17 protein-coding genes are annotated in these 19,223 nt (G+C 63.4%); 13 read left to right on the forward strand and 4 right to left on the reverse strand.

What is annotated here, in order from left to right:
- Positions 1-60: 60 nt before the first annotated feature.
- From TU73_RS19020 to TU73_RS19035, 4 genes are all read right to left on the reverse strand, one after another.
- Positions 61-942 carry a TIGR03915 family putative DNA repair protein gene (locus TU73_RS19020; RefSeq protein ID WP_057013513.1) on the reverse strand — a complete coding sequence of 294 codons (882 nt, stop codon included), beginning with the start codon at positions 940-942 and terminating at the stop codon, positions 61-63.
- Positions 939-2,159, reverse strand: coding sequence for a putative DNA modification/repair radical SAM protein (locus TU73_RS19025; RefSeq protein WP_057013514.1), 1,221 nt, complete (start codon positions 2,157-2,159; stop codon positions 939-941). The genes TU73_RS19020 and TU73_RS19025 overlap by 4 nt, the downstream gene beginning before the upstream one ends.
- Positions 2,160-2,238: 79 nt before the next feature.
- On the reverse strand, positions 2,239-3,576 hold the full coding sequence (locus tag TU73_RS19030; RefSeq protein WP_057013515.1) for a lysine N(6)-hydroxylase/L-ornithine N(5)-oxygenase family protein: 1,338 nt from the start codon (positions 3,574-3,576) through the stop codon (positions 2,239-2,241).
- Between the two features lie 121 nt (positions 3,577-3,697).
- Positions 3,698-4,195 carry a sigma-70 family RNA polymerase sigma factor gene (locus TU73_RS19035; protein ID WP_057013516.1) on the reverse strand — a complete coding sequence of 166 codons (498 nt, stop codon included), beginning with the start codon at positions 4,193-4,195 and terminating at the stop codon, positions 3,698-3,700.
- Between the two features lie 240 nt (positions 4,196-4,435).
- Between TU73_RS19035 and TU73_RS19040 the strand changes: the two genes are divergently transcribed.
- The 13 genes from TU73_RS19040 (at position 4,436) to TU73_RS19100 (ending at position 19,209) form a co-directional block, all read left to right on the forward strand.
- Complete coding sequence (locus TU73_RS19040) at positions 4,436-5,605, forward strand: efflux RND transporter periplasmic adaptor subunit (protein WP_057013517.1); 1,170 nt, start codon at positions 4,436-4,438, stop codon at positions 5,603-5,605.
- Position 5,606: 1 nt separating this feature from the next.
- Complete coding sequence (locus TU73_RS19045; protein ID WP_057013596.1) at positions 5,607-7,577, forward strand: MacB family efflux pump subunit; 1,971 nt, start codon at positions 5,607-5,609, stop codon at positions 7,575-7,577.
- Positions 7,570-8,982, forward strand: a complete 1,413-nt coding sequence (locus tag TU73_RS19050; RefSeq protein WP_057013518.1) for an efflux transporter outer membrane subunit — start codon at positions 7,570-7,572, stop codon at positions 8,980-8,982. The genes TU73_RS19045 and TU73_RS19050 overlap by 8 nt, the downstream gene beginning before the upstream one ends.
- A gap of 106 nt (positions 8,983-9,088) precedes the next feature.
- Complete coding sequence (locus TU73_RS19055; RefSeq protein WP_057013519.1) at positions 9,089-9,835, forward strand: alpha/beta fold hydrolase; 747 nt, start codon at positions 9,089-9,091, stop codon at positions 9,833-9,835.
- A 108-nt stretch (positions 9,836-9,943) separates the two neighbouring features.
- On the forward strand, positions 9,944-10,711 hold the full coding sequence (locus TU73_RS19060) for a FadR/GntR family transcriptional regulator (RefSeq protein WP_057013520.1): 768 nt from the start codon (positions 9,944-9,946) through the stop codon (positions 10,709-10,711).
- Between the two features lie 220 nt (positions 10,712-10,931).
- The gene (locus TU73_RS19065; RefSeq protein ID WP_057013521.1) at positions 10,932-12,134 is read left to right on the forward strand and encodes an ABC transporter substrate-binding protein; all 1,203 of its coding nucleotides are present in this window, start codon (positions 10,932-10,934) and stop codon (positions 12,132-12,134) included.
- A gap of 56 nt (positions 12,135-12,190) precedes the next feature.
- Positions 12,191-13,051, forward strand: coding sequence for a branched-chain amino acid ABC transporter permease (locus TU73_RS19070; RefSeq protein WP_057013522.1), 861 nt, complete (start codon positions 12,191-12,193; stop codon positions 13,049-13,051).
- Between the two features lies 1 nt (position 13,052).
- Positions 13,053-14,063 carry a branched-chain amino acid ABC transporter permease gene (locus TU73_RS19075; RefSeq protein ID WP_057013523.1) on the forward strand — a complete coding sequence of 337 codons (1,011 nt, stop codon included), beginning with the start codon at positions 13,053-13,055 and terminating at the stop codon, positions 14,061-14,063.
- Positions 14,060-14,809 (forward strand): ABC transporter ATP-binding protein, encoded by a 750-nt coding sequence (locus TU73_RS19080; protein WP_057013524.1) that lies wholly within the window; start codon positions 14,060-14,062, stop codon positions 14,807-14,809. Before TU73_RS19075 ends, TU73_RS19080 begins: the two co-directional genes overlap by 4 nt.
- Positions 14,809-15,504 (forward strand): ABC transporter ATP-binding protein, encoded by a 696-nt coding sequence (locus tag TU73_RS19085; RefSeq protein ID WP_057013525.1) that lies wholly within the window; start codon positions 14,809-14,811, stop codon positions 15,502-15,504. Before TU73_RS19080 ends, TU73_RS19085 begins: the two co-directional genes overlap by 1 nt.
- Before the next feature lie 13 nt (positions 15,505-15,517).
- Positions 15,518-16,786, forward strand: a complete 1,269-nt coding sequence (locus TU73_RS19090; protein WP_057013526.1) for a Zn-dependent hydrolase — start codon at positions 15,518-15,520, stop codon at positions 16,784-16,786.
- A complete protein-coding gene (locus TU73_RS19095) occupies positions 16,783-18,186 on the forward strand; it encodes an amidase (RefSeq protein ID WP_057013527.1) in 1,404 nt (467 codons plus the stop codon). Before TU73_RS19090 ends, TU73_RS19095 begins: the two co-directional genes overlap by 4 nt.
- 159 nt (positions 18,187-18,345) lie before the next feature.
- Positions 18,346-19,209 carry a LysR family transcriptional regulator gene (locus TU73_RS19100; RefSeq protein WP_057013528.1) on the forward strand — a complete coding sequence of 288 codons (864 nt, stop codon included), beginning with the start codon at positions 18,346-18,348 and terminating at the stop codon, positions 19,207-19,209.
- The last annotated feature ends 14 nt before the right edge of the window (positions 19,210-19,223 follow it).

The following is a 19,223-nucleotide window of genomic DNA, read 5'->3' on the forward strand; positions in this document are numbered from 1 at the left end:
GTCGGCTGCTACAGCCTACAAAGTTGTGTAGATACCTATGCTGCGATAGCGGCGCATCAGTCACCCCACATCTGACTGGTCGACCGCTATCGCAGGCAAGCCAGCTCCCACATTGACCGGGCTTGCAATTCTTTTGCCTGGCTTGGCCCCCACCCACTTCGCCTGTCCATCCTTTTGCTTCCCCGTGCGCGCCTCGCTGATCAACCCCGGTATCAACTTGCCCTCCGGCAGATTCTTCCAGAACCGGCTGGGCAAGTGCCCCTCCATCACCTTGGGGTTCAACCGCGCCGGGTTGAAGATGTGGCTGTAGTAGGTCAGCCACATCGCACTGTGGGGATCCTCGACATTCTGCGCCAGTTGCTGCCAGGACTCGGGGCACCGGCGTTGGTGAATCAACTGCTCGCCGTCGTAATACACCCCGTCCAGGGGCGTCGCGATCATCCAGCGATGGCGCCCCATGCGCCCGACAAAATGCTGGCTGGCGCTTTTGAGAATGTCGTGGGCCGGCTCATGCCAGGCCACGTACTCCGGCAGTTCTGGTCCTGCCTCGGCGGGAAGAGCAATAAAGCGCACAAACGCATGCAGGTGGTGGGCTTCCCGGCTGACCTGCTTGATGCGCCGTTGCAACTCACTGCCCAGCTTGTCCCCCGCCAGCATCGCGGTGCGGTCGCCGTGGCTGACCCGCCACAGCACCTCGTACAACAGGCTCCAACGCTGATCGCCGTGGTAACAGGCGGCTGACGCCAACAGCTCCAGCAACGCCTTGGGAATCCGTGCCTGGAACGGCCCCAGCCCTGGCGGAATCGGCTCATCGGTAGCGAACAGGTCCGCCGCCTGCGTCTGGCCCCAACTCACCTGGCTGGGGTCGACCTGATGGCTGAGCAGCCAGCGCGCCTGTTCGCGCCAGGTGCTGAACAGGTTGTCGCATTCCAGGCTGATCATCCCCACAACCCCATCTGTTGCGGCTGCGGGCGGTCGCGCAATTGCTCGCGCAACAACACGCTGGTGCTGTCGGCCTGTTGCGGGTGGTAGTCGCTGGTGATGAAAAACGGCTTGGCCTTGGCCAGCACGCAGCGCATGCGTGCGAGGTCTTCGAAGCGGATCTTGCGTTCGCGGCGCAGGTCCACCAGGCGCTGGGTGGTGCGCAGGCCGATGCCGGGAACACGCGCAATCAGGGTCGGCTCGGCGCGGTTCAGGTCCAGTGGGAACACCTCGCGGTGCTCAAGGGCCCAGGCCAGCTTGGGGTCGATATCCAGGGCCAGGTGGCCGGGGCCTGTAAACAGTTCGTTGGCGCTGAAACCGTAGCTGCGCAGGAGGAAATCGGCCTGGTACAAGCGGTGTTCGCGCATCAGCGGCGGCGCGGCCAAAGGTACGCTTTTCGGGCTGTTGGGGATGGGGCTGAACGCCGAGTAATACACGCGGCGCAGCTTGAAATTGCCATACAACGCCTCGGCACCGTGCAGGATGGTGCTGTCGTCGGTGTCGTCGGCGCCGACAATCATCTGCGTGCTCTGCCCGGCCGGGGCGAAACGTGGCGCGCGCGGCTCGTTCAGCACCGTTTGCTCGCCGGTGTAGATGGTCTGCATGGCCTGCTTGATCGAGACGATCTGTTTCTCCGGCGCCAGGGTTTGCAGGCTGGCGTCGGTGGGCAATTCGATATTCACGCTGAGGCGGTCGGCATAGCGCCCGGCCTCGGCGATCAGCGCCGGGTCGGCCTCGGGGATGGTCTTGAGGTGGATATAGCCACGAAAGTCATGCTCCTCGCGCAGCAGCTTGGCCACCCGCACCAGTTGCTCCATGGTGTAGTCGGCCGAACGGATGATGCCGGAACTGAGGAACAGCCCGCTGACGCAGTTGCGCTTGTAGAAATCCAGGGTCAGGGTCACCACCTCTTCCGGGCTGAAACGCGCACGGGGCACGTCGCTGGAACGGCGGTTGACGCAGTATTGGCAGTCGTAGAGGCAGAAGTTGGTGAGCAGCACCTTGAGCAACGACACGCAGCGCCCGTCGGGTGTGTAGCTGTGACAGATGCCCATGCCATCGGTGGAGCCCAGCCCCGCCTTGCCCTCGGAGCTGCGCTTGGGCGCGCCACTGCTGGCGCAGGACGCGTCGTACTTGGCGGCATCGGCGAGGATGCTGAGTTTTTCGATCAACTGCATGACGGGCTACCGATACTGGTTTTTTGTACAGTACCAATAGCCACACCTTGTCACAAGTGCCGTCTGTAGGAGCGGTAGTTCAACTGGCGGTGGCCAGGAGCAGGTCCTGCACCGAACGGCCCTTGTCACGGTTTCGATCGTTCTCATACAACGACGCCGCAATCTCATCGGCGCGAATCGGCAGTACCGACAACAGGGTATCGCTCAAACCATGGCTGGCCTGGCTGAAGCCCTGGATGTAAATGCCGGCCTTGCAGCGCTCGTCAGTGACGATGCGATAGTCGCGGGCCACTTCGAAGTCGCCCATATAGGCCTGCAGTGGCGCCAGCAGTTCGCGGTGCATCTGGCGCTCGTAGCCGGTGGCCAGGATCACTGCGTCGTAATGGTTGAGGCTGGTTTCGCCAGTGGCGTTGTTGCGCAGCACCAGTTCGATGCCCAGCGGGCCGGCGGTGGCTTTCTCCACCACGGTCATGGTGCGGAACGCCTGGCGGGCGATGCCGGAGACTTTCTGGCGGTAGAAAATCCCGTAGATGCGCTCGATCAGGTCCAGGTCCACCACCGAATAGTTGGTGTTGCGGTACTCGGCGACCAGGCGCTCGCGCTCGGCACCGACTTGCTGGAACACCAGGTCGGTGAAGGCCGGCGAGAACACTTCGTTGACGAACGGGCTGTCATCGGCCGGCTTGAGTGCCGAGCCGCGCAGGATCATATCCACCTGCACCGACGGGAAGCTGTCATTGAGGTCGATAAACGCTTCAGCCGCGCTCTGGCCGCCACCGATCACCGCAATGCGCATGGCCTTGCCGTTCACGCAGGGCTGGCTGGCCATGCGGTCCAGGTAGTGGGAATGGTGGAACACACGGGTATCGTCCTTGAGCGCCTTGAACGCCTCGGGAATACGCGGCGTGCCACCGGCGCTGACCACTACCGAGCGAGTGGTGCGCACATGCTGCTCACCCTGGGCATCACGGGAGATCACCCGCAACGCCTCGACCTGCTGCTGATGCAGGATCGGCTCGATGGCCAGCACTTCCTCACCGTAGCTGGCCTGGGCCTGGAACTGTCCCGCGACCCAGCGCAGGTAATCGTTGTACTCCATGCGGCAGGGGTAGAAGGTGCCCATGTTAATGAAGTCCACCAGACGGTCATGGGCCTTGAGGTAATTAACGAAGGAATATGGGCTGGTGGGGTTGCGCAGGGTCACCAGGTCCTTGAGGAAGGAAATCTGCAGTTCACTCTGGGTCACCAGGGTGTTGCCGTGCCAGCGGTAGTCGGCTTGCTTGTCGAGAAACAGCACGTCCAGCTTGCCCTGGGCCTTTTCACGTTCCTGCAGGGCGATGGCCAGCGCCAGGTTCGAGGGGCCGAAGCCGATCCCGATCAAGTCATGAACCGCGGGCGAAGCAATTGCCTGTGTCATTCCAGTGTCCTCTGGATAAGCCCCTTGGCGGTGGGGGCGGGAATACCTTTCATGGCCTGAACAACCGGCCGTGTGTTGATAGGAAACGAGGACAGTGAAATAAAATTTAACCAACAGCTGATCAGTGCGCTTCCCACTCGCGCATGCGCACCCGGCAATGCTTCATCGCGTTGACGATGTGTTTTTCCACCAGACTGCGGGAAATGCCCAGGCGCGCGGCGATCTGCAGGTGGGACAGGCCCTCGAGTTTGCGCAGCAGGAAGCTGTCGCGACAGGCGGCCGGCAACTCGGCCAGGGCGCGCTCAAGCATCTCCAGGCGTTGGCGCTGGTCGTGGCTGGTGTGGGGTGAACAAGGGGCGAAACGTTCTTCGCTGTCCAGCACCTCAAGGGGTTCGCACTGACGCAAGGCATTGCGTCGATGGCCGTCAATTACCAGGTTCAAGGCCGTGCGGTAAAGAAACGCACGGGGCTGCTCGATCGGGGTATCGCTGGCGCGCTCCAGCACCCGCACATAAGCGTCATGCACCACATCTTCGGCCACCTGACGGTTGCCCAGCTTGGCGTTGAGGAAACACACCAGCTCGCGATAGTAGTTTTCCAACCTGACTCCTGACCCCATGGCCGTGGTGCTGACGATGCCCGCCCGAGCAGGAGCGAGGCCATCGATGATGGCAGTTTGAGTGCGTGCAATTTATAGTAATTCTCATCTACTTTTAAAGAAGTCTTGCATCAACGTAGGGTTTTTTTCTCCGCAGACCTGTTTCAGCTTGTGTAACAGCCTAAATCCCTGGGGCTTTTTCTCGTTTAACTGTCAGCTCTGCGCAACTGCGCCCCGATCTTTCCTGGCTGGAACCTATCCATGAAACGCCCTCGACCTGCCCGACGCGCCCTGCTAGCGGTAGCGTGCCTGATTCCCATTGTTGCGTTCGCCACCTGGCAGGGCCTGGCGCCGGGCCGCGACGCCCTGGCGACCGTCACCGTGACCCGCGGCGATATCGAAAGCAGCGTCACCGCCCTGGGCACCCTGCAACCGCGACGGTATGTGGACGTCGGCGCCCAGGCCTCCGGGCAGATCCGCAAGATCCATGTCGAGGCCGGCGACCAGGTCAAGGAAGGCCAGTTGCTGGTGGAGATCGACCCCTCGACACAACAAGCCAAGCTCGATGCCAGCCGCTACGCCATCGAAAACCTCAAGGCCCAATTGCAGGAGCAAAAGGCCCAGCACGCGCTGGCCCGCCAGAAGTATCAGCGCCAGCAGCGCCTGAGCGCCGGCAATGCCACCCGCGAAGAAGACGTGCAGACCGCCCAGGCCGAACTCAGCGCGACCCAGGCCCGGGTCGACATGTTCCAGGCCCAGATCCGCCAGGCCCGGGCCAGCCTGCGCAGCGATGAGGCCGAATTGGGCTACACGCGTATCTACGCACCGATGACCGGCACCGTGGTGGCCGTGGATGCGCGGGTCGGCCAGACCCTCAACGCACAACAGCAAACCCCGCTGATCCTGCGCATTGCCAAGCTGTCGCCGATGACCGTATGGGCCGAAGTCTCCGAAGCCGACATCGGCCACGTCAAACCCGGCATGCGTGCGTATTTCACCACGTTGAGCGGCGGCAGCCGGCGCTGGGCCAGCACCGTGCGCCAGATCCTGCCGATCCCGCCCAAGCCCCTGAACGAAACCCAGGGCAGTGGCAGCCCGAGCAGTTCCAGCAAGAGCGGGACCGGCCGAGTGGTGCTGTACACCGTGCTGCTGGACGTGGACAACGCCGATAACGCGCTGATGGCGGAAATGACCACCCAGGTATTTTTCGTCTCAGGCCAAGTCAAGGACACCCTGACCGTGCCCGTCGCCGCCCTGCAGGGCACACCCGGCGCAGACACACAGACCGCCCGGGTCGTGGCACAAAACGGCGCCATCGAAGAGCGCAAAGTGCGCCTGGGTATCAGCGACCGCCTGCGCATCGAGGTGCTCGAGGGTCTCAATGAGGGCGATCACCTGTTGATCGGCCCGTCCGACAGCAGTGGGGGTTGACGTGACCACGCCGCTGATCGAGCTCAGGAACATCTGCAAATCCTACGGCGGCGGCGACAGCCCGCAGGTCGACGTATTGCGCGGCATCGACCTGTCGATCCATGCCGGGGAATTCGTCGCCATTGTCGGTGCCTCCGGTTCCGGCAAGTCGACGCTGATGAATATCCTTGGCTGCCTCGACCGCCCGACCGAAGGCGACTACCTGTTCGCCGGCGAAAACGTCGCCCACCTGGGCAGCGACGAGCTGGCCTGGCTGCGCCGTGAAGCCTTCGGGTTTGTGTTCCAGGGCTACCATTTGATTCCCTCAGGCTCAGCCCAGGAAAACGTCGAGATGCCGGCGATCTATGCCGGCATCAGCGCTGCCCAGCGGCATGCCCGCGCCAATGCCCTGCTCACCCGCCTGGGGCTGGCCGAACGCACCGGCAATCGCCCGCACCAGCTTTCCGGCGGGCAACAGCAACGGGTATCCATCGCCCGCGCCCTGATGAACGGCGGCCATATCATCCTCGCCGACGAACCCACCGGCGCCCTCGACAGCCACAGCGGCGCCGAGGTCATGACCCTGCTCGACGAACTGGCGGGCCAGGGCCATGTGGTCATCCTGATCACCCACGACCGCGAAGTGGCGGCGCGGGCCAACCGTATCATCGAGATCCGCGACGGCCAGATCATCAGCGACTCGGCCGACACCTGCACGGTCAAGCCAGCCCTGGCGGCCGGCGCCCTGCACGCCGTGGACCTGCGCCAGCGCCTGGCCGACGGCGCCGAGCACAACGGCGCATGGAAGGCCGAGCTGCTGGACGCGGTGCAAGCCGCCTGGCGAGTGATGTGGGTCAACCGCTTCCGCACCGCCCTGACCTTGCTGGGGATCATCATCGGCGTGGCGTCGGTGGTGGTGATGCTGGCAGTGGGCGAAGGCAGCAAACGCCAGGTCATGGCGCAGATGGGCGCGTTCGGCTCCAATATCATCTACCTCAGCGGTTCTTCGCCCAACCCGCGTACGCCACTGGGTATCGTGACCCTCAAGGATGTCGAGGCCCTGGCGGCGTTGCCCCAGGTCAAGCGCATCATGCCGGTCAACGGCGCCGAAGCCGGGGTGCGCTTCGGCAATGTCGACTACATGGCCTACGTGGGTGGCAACGACACCAACTTCCCGCACCTCTTCAACTGGCCGGTGGCCGAGGGCAGCTACTTCACCGAGGCCGACGAACAGGCTGCCGCCACGGTCGCAGTGATCGGCGCGCGCATCCGCCAGAAACTGTTCAAGGACGTGCCCAACCCGATCGGCCAGTACATTCTGATCGAGAATGTGCCGTTCCAGGTGATCGGCGTGCTCGCGGAAAAAGGCGCAAGCTCCGGCGACAAGGACAGTGACGACCGTATTGCCATCCCCTATAGCGCCGCCAGTGTTCGCCTGTTCGGCAGCTATAACCCCGAATACGTGGTGATTGGCACCACCGATGCACGCAAGGTGCATGAAGCCGAAGTGGCGATCGACCAGCTGATGTTGAAGCTGCACAACGGCAAGCGCGACTACGAGCTGACCAACAACGCCGCGATGATCCAGGCCGAAGCGCGGACCCAGAACTCACTGTCGTTGATGCTTGGCTCGATTGCCGCGATTTCATTGCTGGTAGGCGGTATCGGCGTGATGAACATCATGTTGATGACCGTGCGTGAGCGCACCCGCGAAATCGGCATTCGCATGGCCACCGGGGCACGCCAGCGCGACATCCTGCGCCAATTTCTCACCGAGGCGGTGATGCTCTCGGTGGTCGGCGGCCTGTTCGGTATCGCCCTGGCGTTACTGGTGGGCGGCGTGCTGGCGCTGGTCGAAGTGGCGGTACAGTTTTCCCTGGTGGCAGTGTTCGGTGCGTTTGGCTGTGCACTGGTCACCGGCGTCGTATTCGGCTTTATGCCGGCCCGTAAAGCTGCCCGGCTCGATCCGGTTAAGGCGTTGACCAGTGAATAATCGATCCATTCCAGCACGGCTGTCAGCGCTCAGCCTGTGCCTGTTGCTCAGTGCCTGTACCGGCAACCCGCCCACGCTCGACAGCGGCATCGCCCCGCCCGCCGCCTGGCAATACGCCGAACGCGAGGCGACCCAGGCCACCAACCAGCGCTGGTGGACGCAGTTTGGCAGCCCGGCGCTGAACCGCCTGATCGACCAGGCCCGGCGCGACAGTTTCGATGTGGCTGCCGCCATGGCGCGGGTGCGGCAGGCCCAGGCCACGGCAGTGATCGCTGGTGCGCCGCTGTTGCCGGAGGTGAAATTCAACCTCGCCAGCAGTCACCAGAAGCTGCTGCGCGGCCAGGGCGGGCCTGACCTGGACGCCTCGCAAAGCGATGAAACGGTGAATAATTTCGGCGCCAACTTCAGCGCCAGCTATGAAGTGGACTTCTGGGGCGGCCGCGCGGCCGCCCGCGACAGCGCGCTGTACAGCCTGCGCGCCAGTGAGTCGGACCAGGCCACGGTGGAGCTGACCTTGCTCAGCAATGTGGCCGACCGCTATGCGCAAACCCTGGCCGCCCAGCAACGCCAACAAATTGCCGAGCTCAACCTGGCCAATGCACGCAACGTCCTCGGCCTGGTGCAGACCCGCTACGACGCAGGCTCTGCCACCGCCCTGGAGCTGGCCCAGCAGCGAAGCCTGGTGGCCAGCCAGCAACGGCAATTGCCGCTGATCCAACAGGTGGCCGAAGAAGCGCGGATCACCCTCGCCGCCCTCCTCGGCCAGCCAGTGCAGGCCCTCGACCTGGGCCATGAAGCCTTCCAGACACTTACCTGGCCGGCGATCGGCCCGGGTGTGCCCAGCCAACTACTGAGCCGGCGCCCCGACCTGGCCAAGGCCGAAGCCGAGCTGGCCGCTGCCCAGGCGGATGTCAGCGTGGCCCGGGCCGCCATGCTGCCCTCCGTGACCCTCGGCGCCACGCTCGGCTCCGACGCCTATAAGGCTGGGCAAATCCTGCGCAGCCCCTACTACACCCTGACCGCCGGCCTGGTCGCACCCATCTTCAACAACGGCCGTTTGAGCGCCGAGCGCGACAAGGCCCGGGCGCGCCAGGATGAACTGCTGCAAACCTACCGAGGAGCGATCATCAACGGCTTTGCCGATGTAGAGAAAGGCCTCAGCAGCATCACCCGCCTGGACCAGCAACGCCAATGGCAGACCCAAGAGCTGCAACAGGCGCAGGCGGCCTTCCAGATTGCGCAAAACCGCTATGAAGCCGGGGCGGAGGGCTTGCTTACGGTGCTGGAGACCCAACGCACCCTGTACGCCGCCCAAGACTTGAACGTGCAATTGCGCCTGTCGCGCATGCAAGCCAGCATCGCCCTGTACAAGGCATTAGGGGGGGGATGGAACACCGAAAGCTGATAAACAAACTCTCATTTCATACACGAGCTGTTTCTTCACCTTACATTTTCCAACCCAAGGTCCTTGGTAAAAAAGCCGTTATCACACGGCTGCCCGGGACCTCTTAATGAAACCCAGCGTTTTCGTAAAAAGTCTGGCCTGCATCTGCTGCTGGCTGATACCCAGCGTGGCACTGGCCGAGCCCTTGATTGCCCCTACTGCGATCGACTGGCTGCTGGACTGCCCCCTGCCCACGACGGCGCGCCTGGACCCCGAGGTCGTGGAACGCACCCAATGCGGCCTGGTCAGCGTACCCCGCGACCATGCCGCCCCCGAGCGCGGCCGTATACGCCTGAGCGTGACCCGTGTCGGCGCGCGGCAACCGCTCAACCGCGAGGGCGTGGTGTTCATCCAGGCCGGCGAGCCCTCACCGGCCAGGGAAGCGCCTTTCGCCCTGCATCTGGCCAGCCGCTGGGAATCCCTTGCCACCCGCGCCTATCGCACACTGGTCGACCATTACGACGTCATCGAACTGAGCGCCCGCGACCTGCGGCAGATCAATGCGGTCGAGCAAGCCGCACGGGACATGGAGTTCGTACGCGGGCAACTCGGCGAGGCACGCCTCAACTACCTCGGCAACGCCACCGCCGCCCGCCTCGGCAGCCGCTACGGCGCACTGTACCCCGAGCGCGTGGCGCGCATGGTGCTGATCAATGTCGAGCCTGGCGAACCTATCGCCATGGGCGTCGAGCAACTCCTGCTCAAGGAGTCGAACGCCGACGGCTGTGTCAGCCGCTGGCTGGGGGATTTTCTCGCCTTCGGCAAACAACCACCACCGTCCGCCCGTTGCCTCGACCTCGGAACCTGGCGTTGATCAGCGCATTTACGACCTGTTGCCACCGAAAACGACACCCTGCGTTGACGCTCAAGCCCAATCGTTATTAAGTGCTATTTATCCGCATTAATATGATAAATCGCACCCATGCTGACTCGTCCGCTGCGCCGCAAACGCCAGAAGCTTTCCGACGTAATTGTCGAATCGGTCAAGCGCTCCATCGTCACCGATGCCTTGAAGCCCGGCGACCGCCTGCCCACCGAGCGCGAACTGATGGAGAGTTTCCAGTGCTCCAAGGGCTCGGCCCGTGAAGCGCTCAAGGCGCTGGAGGTCGAGGGCCTGGTGAGTACGCGCACCGGCCCCAGTGGTGGCGCCTATCTGAACCAGGCCGGCACCGAGCCGGCCAGCCGCGCCTTGCGCAACTACCTGCACTTCCAGCATCTGGATGGCGAGCAGGTCTATCAATTGCGCAAGGTCATCGAAGTGGAACTGGCGGTGTCAGTACTCGGGCGCTTGGGCGAAGACGACTACCAAGCCCTGCAAGCCAACGTGGATTTCTGCAGCGCCCCCGAAGACAGCGAAGCCGGCCAGCGCGAACAGCGCCTGGCGGAACTGGAGTTCCACAATCTGCTGGCCAGGGCTTGCCCCAATCCGCTGCTGAGCTTTATGGCGCAGTTTCTCAACGACCTGCTGCGCGACCTGGTGGTGCTGAAAAAAGCCTACAAGCCCAAGCGCAAGCAGTTCGACGCGGCCAACCTCGACTATCACAAGCAACTGCTGGTCGCTTTTCGCGCAGAGGATGAAAACGCCGTACGCAGTTTGATGCATGAGCATATGTGCGATGCCGAACACCATATGACGGCCCTGGAAGGCCAGGTCAGCCCGCACTTCCTTCTGGAGTTCGATCACCGTTAGGAACAAAACCCGATCAATGTGGGAGCTGGCTTGCCTGCGATGGCATCGACTCGGTCCCCCTGTAACACCGAGGCGCCCGCATCGCAGGCAAGCCAGCTCCCACATTTGACCCAGCTCACCCGCTGAACCGAGTTATCCAATAACAAGCCTGCCCACAGGCCCTTGCACCACCGTATCGCCCTTGCCGCTCCTGCCAATAACTAAACCAGGGAGTCACCCCATGCAGCGTCGTACGTTATTGAAAGCCAGCCTCACCGCGGCCGCCGCCCTCAGCTTGCCGCTGAGCGTGCGTTCGGCATTCGCCGCCGAGCCCTTTACCTTTTACGGCCTCAAGTCCATGTCTGGTGCCTTTGCCAGCTATGGCAAATTTGCCGACATGGGTTCGCGCCTGGCAGTGGACCAGCACCCCGAGCTGCTCGGGCGCCCGCTGAACTACAAGGTCATCGACACCGAAGGCAACGCCGGCAAGGCGGTGCGCAAGGTGCAGGAGGCAATCGCGCAGGACGGCGCACGGTTCTTCCAGGGTTGCACCTTGTCATCCTCGGCCCTCGCGGTGGCCAAGGAAGTCGACAAGGTCGGCGGCGTGTTCATGACCCCGGTGGGCGCCGATGAAGTCACCGGTAAAGACTGCAACAAGGCGACCTTCCGCTGGTCGGTGCCCACCTACGGCGCGATCCGCGAAACCATGGTGCCGTTGATCAAGCTGCTGCCGGACGCCAAGCGCTGGTACACCATCACCCCGCAATATGTGTTCGGCGAAGCCTTGCTCGAAGGCGCCAGGAACGTGCTCAAGGAACACGGCCTGGAACACGTCGGCAACAGCTATCATTCGCTGCAGGAGCAGGAATTCTCCGGCTACCTGACCAACGCCATTTCCACCCGGCCCGATGTGCTGGTGCTGCTCAACTTCGGCAGCCAGTCGTCCAACACTCTGCGCCAGGCGGTGAACTTCGGCATCAAGGAGCGCATGAAGGTACTGCTGGTGTGGTCGGCCGGCCTCGATCAGTTCCAGGAACTGGGCAGTGATGTGCTCGAAGGCGTGTACCTCGGCGCGCAGTACTGGCACCAGGTCGACACCCCGCTCAACCGTGAACTGGTCAAGCTGACCCAGGCCAAATACGGAATCAACCCCACCTACCCGCTGGCCGCCGACTACATCAGTACCAAGGTCATGCTCGACACCATCATCGCCACCGGCAGCTTCGACGGCGCGACTGTAGCCAAGGCCATGCAGGGCTTGAGCTACGAAGGCCCGACCGGCAAAGAGTCGATCCGTGCCGGCGACCATCAGGTGATCAAGGATTACTACCTGCTGATCGGCAAGGCCAGCGGCGACATGGCCGACAAGGACGACCTGGCCAAAGTGCTCAGCGCCGGCCAATCGTTCCCTGCGGTCGAGGCGACGGGCTGCTCGCTCGGCTGATCCCCTGAATATGTAGCGCAGGGCCGCGCAAGCGGCGTCCTGCCGAGGGTTCCTGCATGCTTAATCTTTACCTGTTCCAGATCCTCAACGGCCTTGGGCTGGGGATGATCTATTTCCTGATTGCGGTCGGGCTGACGATCATTTTCGGCCTGCTCAACTTCGTCAATTTTGCCCACGGCGCGTTCTTCCTGCTGGGGGCCTACATCTGCTACACCGCCGTCAGCCTCACCGGCAGCTTCTGGCTGGCGCTGCTGATCGCGCCGCTGGTGGTCGCCGCGCTGGCCTGGGTGATCGAACGCTTGCTGATCCAACGGATCTACCACTTGCCGCACATGTTCCAGATCCTGGTGACCCTGGGCATCGCACTGATCATCCAGGAAGCCAGCGTGATGATCTGGGGCCCGGTGGGCAAGAGCGTCGCCGTACCGGAACTGCTGCGCGGCGTGCTGGTGCTGGGGGACTTCGTCTACCCCTACTACCGCCTGTTCCTCATTGTGTTTTCCGGGCTGGTGGGCCTGGGCCTGTGGCTGCTGCTGGAGCGCACGCGCTTCGGCGCCCTGGTGCGCGCCGGCAGTGAGAGCACCGAAACCGTGTCGCTGCTGGGCACCAACATCTTCCGCCTGTTCTCCATGACCTTCGCCCTCGGCGTAGCCCTGGCCGGTGTCGCCGGCGTGCTGTTCGCACCGTTGCGCGGCGCCCAGCCCTTTGTCGGCCCGGAGATTCTCGGGGTGGCGTTCGTGGTGGTGGTGATCGGCGGCATGGGTTCCTTCAGCGGTGCGCTGGTCGGCGGTTTGCTGGTGGGCGTGGTGCAAAGCCTGATGACCACACTCTGGCCCCAGGGTGCGAGCCTGATGATCTACGGCGCGATGGCCGTGGTGATTCTGGTGCGCCCCTACGGCCTGTTCGGGAGAGCCTGACATGAGCGAGAAAAACCCCCTGCCATTTGCCAAGACGCAATCCAAAGCCATGCTGCTGTGGGTATTGGCGGTGCTGATCGGCCTGCCGTTGCTATTGCCCTCGGCGACCCTGGCCACCGAGATCCTGATCTTTGCCATGGCTGCCCTGGCGTGCAACCTACTGCTGGGCTACACCGGGCTGTTGTCGTTCGGCCAAGGCATCTTCTTTGGCGCCGGCGCCTATTGCGCAGCACTGCTGATGATTCACCTGCAACTGGGGTTGTTCACCGCACTGCTGGGTGCCGCCATCGCCGGCGGTTTCCTGGCGTTGCTGGTGGGTGCCCTGGCGATTCGTCGCACCGGCATCTACTTCGTGATGCTGACCTTGGCGTTCAGCCAGATGGCCTACTTCGTCGCCTACACCTTGAGCGATTGGACCGGCGGCGACAACGGGCTGCTCAGCGTGCCACGCCCGGAAATCCGTATCGGTGACACCGTACTGTTATCGCTGGCCGACGCTCGGGCCTTCTATGGTTTTGTCGCGGTGCTGTTCCTGCTGATCTTTATCGGCGCACGCCGGGTGATCGCTTCGCCGTTCGGCAGCACGCTGATGGCGATCCGCGAAAACGAAACCCGCGCCTCGGCCATCGGCTACGACACGCGGCACTTCAAGATCCTGGTGTTCGTGCTGTCCGGCGCGGTCACCGGGATTGCCGGAGCGCTGTACGCCATGTTGCTGCACTTTGTGCCGCTGTCGAACATCGACCTGGCGATGTCCGAGAACATCCTGATCATGACCATTGTCGGTGGCACGGGCTCGCTGTTCGGCTCCCTGCTCGGCGCCGGCTCCATCGTGCTGCTGGGGGATTTCCTCTCCGACCTGTGGCCGCGCTGGCTGATGCTGCTGGGGGTGATCCTGATCCTGGTGGTGATCTTCATGCGCGGTGGTTTGTGGGGCGGCCTGGCGTCGCTGTTCGAGAAGGTGCGCGGCAGCCGCAAACCCGCCGCCGTCGCCAAGGAGCAAGAGCTATGAGCATCCTGCTGGAAACCCGGAACCTGGAACTGGCCTACGGCGCGTTCCATGCAGTCAATGGCGTCAACCTCAAGGTCGAGGCCGGCACCATCCACACCATCATCGGCCCCAACGGCGCCGGCAAGACCAGCCTGTTCCACTGCCTGACCGGCGAACGCCAGGCCACCGCTGGGGCAATGCATTTCGACGGCAAGAACCTGATGCGCAAACCGGCCCACGCCCGTGTCGGCCTGGGCATGGCGCGTTCGTTCCAGCTCACCAGCCTGTTCCAGAACCTCAGCGTGCGCGAAAACCTGCGCCTGGCCGCCCAGGGCCGCGACGGTGCACGCGCGCTGAATTTCTGGCGCCGTGTGGACAGCAAGCGCGAACACCTGGAGATGGCCGACCAGGTGCTGGAACGCCTGCAACTCACCGCCCGCGCCGACACCCTGGCCGGCGAGTTGTCCCACGGCCAGCAGCGAGTGCTGGAGGTGGGCATGTCGATCTGTTCCAAACCGAAACTGCTGATGCTCGACGAGCCCACTTCGGGCATGGGCATCGACGATATCCCGATCATGACCCAACTGATCAGCGACCTGGGCCGCGACCACACGGTGCTGCTGATCGAACACAACATGAGCATCGTCATGTCCATCAGCCAACGCATCACGGTGATGAGCCATGGGCAGATCCTGGTGGAAGGCACGCCGGAGTTCGTGCGCGCCGATGAACGTGTGCGTACTGCATACCTTGGGGAGGCTGCCTGATGCTGATCGTCGAGAATATCCATTCCTACTACGACAAGAGCCATGTGCTGGAGGGCGTGTCATTGACCGTCAACCCCGGTGAGCTGGTGACCCTGCTGGGTCGCAATGGCGCCGGCAAGACCACCACCCTGCGCAGCATCCTGGGCATCATATGCCCGCGCCGGGGCCAGATTCACTTCAACGGCCAGGCACTGGTGGGGCAGAAGATCTTTGAAATTGCACGCCAGGGCTTGGCGCTGGTGCCGGAGAACCGTGGGATTTTCCGTCTGCTGACCGTCGAGGAAAACCTGCGCATCGCCGCCCGCAAGAACAGCCGCTGGCAGTTGGAAGACGTCTACGCCATGTTCCCACGGCTCAAGGAACGGCGCAAAAACGCCGGCCATGCGTTGTCCGGTGGCGAACAGCAGATGCTCGCCATCGCCCGCGCCCTGCTCAACGATCCCAAGCTGCTGATCCTCGACGAACCCACCGAAGGCCTGGCCCCGGTGATTGTCGACGAGCTGGTGAAGATCCTGCGCAAGGTCAAGGACGACGGCCTGCCGGTGCTGCTGGTGGAACAGAACCTGATGGTCTGCGACAAGCTCGCCGACCGCCATTACGTACTCGAACAGGGCCGCGTGGTGTACGAAGGCAGCGCTGCTGACTTCCGTGCCGACCCGTCGATCAAGAACCGCTATCTGGCCTTGAGTGCCTGACTGGAGATCTCTGATGAATAGTGTTGCGCAACCGCTCCAGAGCAACGCCCCGCTGATCAACCGCGAGCGCCTATGGCAATCGCTGATGGACCTGGCCCGACTCGGCGCCACCGCCAAGGGTGGCGTGTGCCGCCTGGCCCTCACCGATCTGGACCGCCAGGCCCGCGATCTGTTTGTGCAGTGGTGCGAAGCGGCCGGGTGCAGCGTCACTGTCGACGCCATCGGCAACATCTTTGCGCGTCGTGCCGGACGCAACCCCGCCCTGCCCCCGGTGATGACCGGCAGCCACATCGACACCCAACCCACCGGCGGCAAGTTCGACGGCTGCTACGGGGTGATGGCCGGGCTGGAAGTGATCCGTACTATGAATGACTTGCAGATCGAGACCCAAGCGCCGATTGAAGTGGTGGTATGGACCAACGAAGAAGGCTCGCGCTTCCCGCCGTGCATGATGGGTTCCGGGGTATTTGCCGGAAAGTTCGACTTGCAGGACACCCTCGACAAACGCGACGACCAGGGTCTTTCGGTAGGTGCCGAATTACAGCGCATTGGCTATGCCGGTTCCCGTGCAGTATTGGGCCATCCGGTCGGCGCCTACTTCGAAGCCCATATCGAGCAAGGCCCGGTACTGGAAGACCAGGCCACCACTATCGGCGTGGTCATGGGCTGCCTGGGCCAGAAGTGGTTCGACCTGACCCTCACTGGCGTGGAGGCGCATGCGGGCCCTACGCCCATGCACCTGCGCAAGGATGCCCTGGTGGGCGCTGCCGAGGTGGTCAGCGCGGTCAACCGTATCGCCCATCAGCATCAGCCTCACGCCTGCGGCACCGTTGGTTGCCTGAGCCTGCACCCGGGTTCACGCAACGTGATTCCCGGCCAGGTGCAGATGACCCTCGACTTGCGCCACCTGCATGCCGACAAGTTGCAAGCCATGGTCGATGAAGTGCGCGCAGTGATCGAAGACTCCGCCGCCCGCCACGGCTTGACGTTCGAACTGACACCCACCGCCGACTTCCCGCCGCTGGACTTTCACCCGACCTGCGTCAATGCCGTGCGCGAGGCTGCCCAGGCATTGGGTTTGAGCCATATGGACATTGTCAGCGGCGCCGGGCATGACGCGATCTTCGTCGCTGAACTGGGCCCGGCCGGGATGATCTTTGTGCCGTGCGAGGGCGGTATCAGCCATAACGAAATCGAAAACGCCGCGCCGGATGATCTGGCGGCGGGTTGCGCAGTATTGCTACGCGCCATGGTCAATGCGGCACAGGGGGATGTGGCATGAGCGAGATTGGCCAACTGACAGCGGTGCAACTATTGCAGCATTTTCGCGAAAAGAGCTTGTCACCCGTAGAGGTCACCGAAGACGCTTTGCTGCGCATCGAGCGCTATAACCCGGTGGTGAATGCCTACTGCCATGTCGACCCGCGAGGCGCGCTGGAGGCTGCGCGAGCGTCGGAACAACGCTGGTTGAAAGGTGAACCCTGCGGCGCGCTGGATGGCGTGCCGGCGTCGATCAAGGACCTGACGTTGACGGTCGGTATGCCCACGCGCAAAGGCTCGCGCACCTCATCCGCCGAGGGCCCGTGGGACATGGACGCGCCCTTCTCGGCCTTCATGCGCAAGGCCGGCGCGGTGCTGCTGGGCAAGACCACCACCCCTGAATTCGGCTGGAAAGGCGTCACCGACAACCCGCTGTACGGCATCACCCGCAACCCGTGGGACACCCGCACCACGGCGGGCGGTTCCTCCGGTGGCGCCGGTGCGGCAGCGGCGCTGAACCTGGGGGTGCTGCACCAGGGCAGCGACGCCGGTGGCTCGATCCGCATTCCCTGTGCCTTTACCGGCACCTTCGGGATCAAGCCGACCTTCGGTTATGTGCCGCAATGGCCGGCCAGTTCCATGACCATCCTGTCGCACCTGGGCCCCATGACCCGCACCGTGGAAGACAGCGTGCTGATGCTGCAAGCCGTGGCGCGGCCGGATGCACGGGACGGCTTGATCGGCGCGCCGCGAACCAGGCCCTGGCTCGTTCCGGGAACGGACTTGAAGGGGTTGCGTGTCGCCTATAGCCCCACCTTCGGCTATGCGAGAGTCGACCCGCAGGTCGCCCAGGTGGTGGATCAGGCGGTGCACGGCCTGGTGCAACTGGGTGCCCATGTCGAACAGATCGACCCTGGCTTCAGCGACCCCTTGGATATCTTCAGCACCTTGTGGGCCGCCGGTGCCGCTCGCCTGACCGGCGCGATGAGCCAAGCGCAAAAGCAACTGCTCGACCCCGGATTGCTGCGCATTGCACAGCGGGGCGAGCGCTTGAGCCTGGATGATTTCAACGCAGCCCTCGAAGCGCGAGCGGCGCTGGTTGCACGGATGGCAGCCTTCCATGAGCATTACGATGTGCTGGTGTCGCCGATGATGCCGATCACCGCGTTCGAAGCCGGGCACAACGTACCGCCGGGCTCGGGGATGACTGAGTGGATGGAATGGACGCCGTTCACCTACCCGTTCAACCTCACCCAGCAACCGGCGGCGTCAGTCCCCTGTGGGTTGGCGGCAAACGGCTTACCAGTGGGCTTGCATGTGGTGGGCGCGCGGTTTGCCGATGAGCAGGTGTTGAGGGTGTGTCACGCGTATGCACAGGCATTCCCCACAGAGCACTTGCACACACCGAGAAGCCCGACCTGAAATATCCACAACTGTGGGAGCTGGCTTGCCTGCGATAGCGCGGGTTCAGTTAGCCCATTGGCCTCTGACACACCGCTTTCGCAGGCAAGCCAGCTCCCACATGGATCGCATTCCAATCCTGCATCGCTCTACAATGCCCCATTCATTCCCGGGGGCTTCATGGACATCGAACTGGCACGCACCTTCCTCGAAATCACCCGCTGCGGCAGCCTGGCCGCAGCGGCCGAGAAACTGCACGTCACCCAGACCGCTATCACCGCTCGTGTCAAAAACCTTGAGAACCAGCTCGGCTGCACGCTGTTTGTGCGCAACCGTGCCGGTGCGCGGCTGACCGCCGACGGCGAGGCCTTCGTGGTGTACGCCAACCAGTTGCTGCAGACCTGGGAAGCGGCGCGACGCGACCTGCCGTTGCCCGATGGCTATCGCAATGTGCTGCATATCGGCGGAGAGGTCAGCTTGTGCAACCCATTGATGCTCGGCTGGGCCAAGGCGCTGCGCGAACACATCCCGGGGCACGCGCTGCGCACCGAGGTGCGTGAAGGCGAGTACCTGCTGCGCCAACTGGAGTTGGGTGTGCTCGACGCCGCCCTGGTGTTTCAGCCTCAGTATTGGCCGGGCTTGCAGGTGGAGCAGGTACTGGAAGAAAAACTGATCCTGGTGCAGCTGGCAAGCCAGCCGGAGCCTTACGTGTATATCGATTGGGGCCAGGGTTTTCGCCAGCAACATGACGCCGCCTTGCCCGACCGCGCCCGCGCCGCGCTGAGCTTCAACCTCGGGCCGTTGGCGTTGCAGTACATCCTGGAAAATGGCGGTGCCGGCTATTTCCGCACGCGAGTGGTGCAGAGCTACCTGGACAGCGGCGTGATGCAGCGGGTGGCCAAGGCACCGGAATTCAGCTTCCCTACCTACCTGGTGTATTCACGGGCGCGGGATTCGGCGGTGCTGCAACAGGCATTGGCGCTGCTGCGCGAAGTGGTCAAGGCTGAAAGTGACTGGTCGCAACGCTGGGATCCGCTGATTTGAAGCACCGGATACCG

Origin of the sequence: Pseudomonas libanensis, from assembly GCF_001439685.1 — a bacterium.
In the GTDB taxonomy this organism is placed as follows: domain Bacteria; phylum Pseudomonadota; class Gammaproteobacteria; order Pseudomonadales; family Pseudomonadaceae; genus Aquipseudomonas; species Aquipseudomonas libanensis.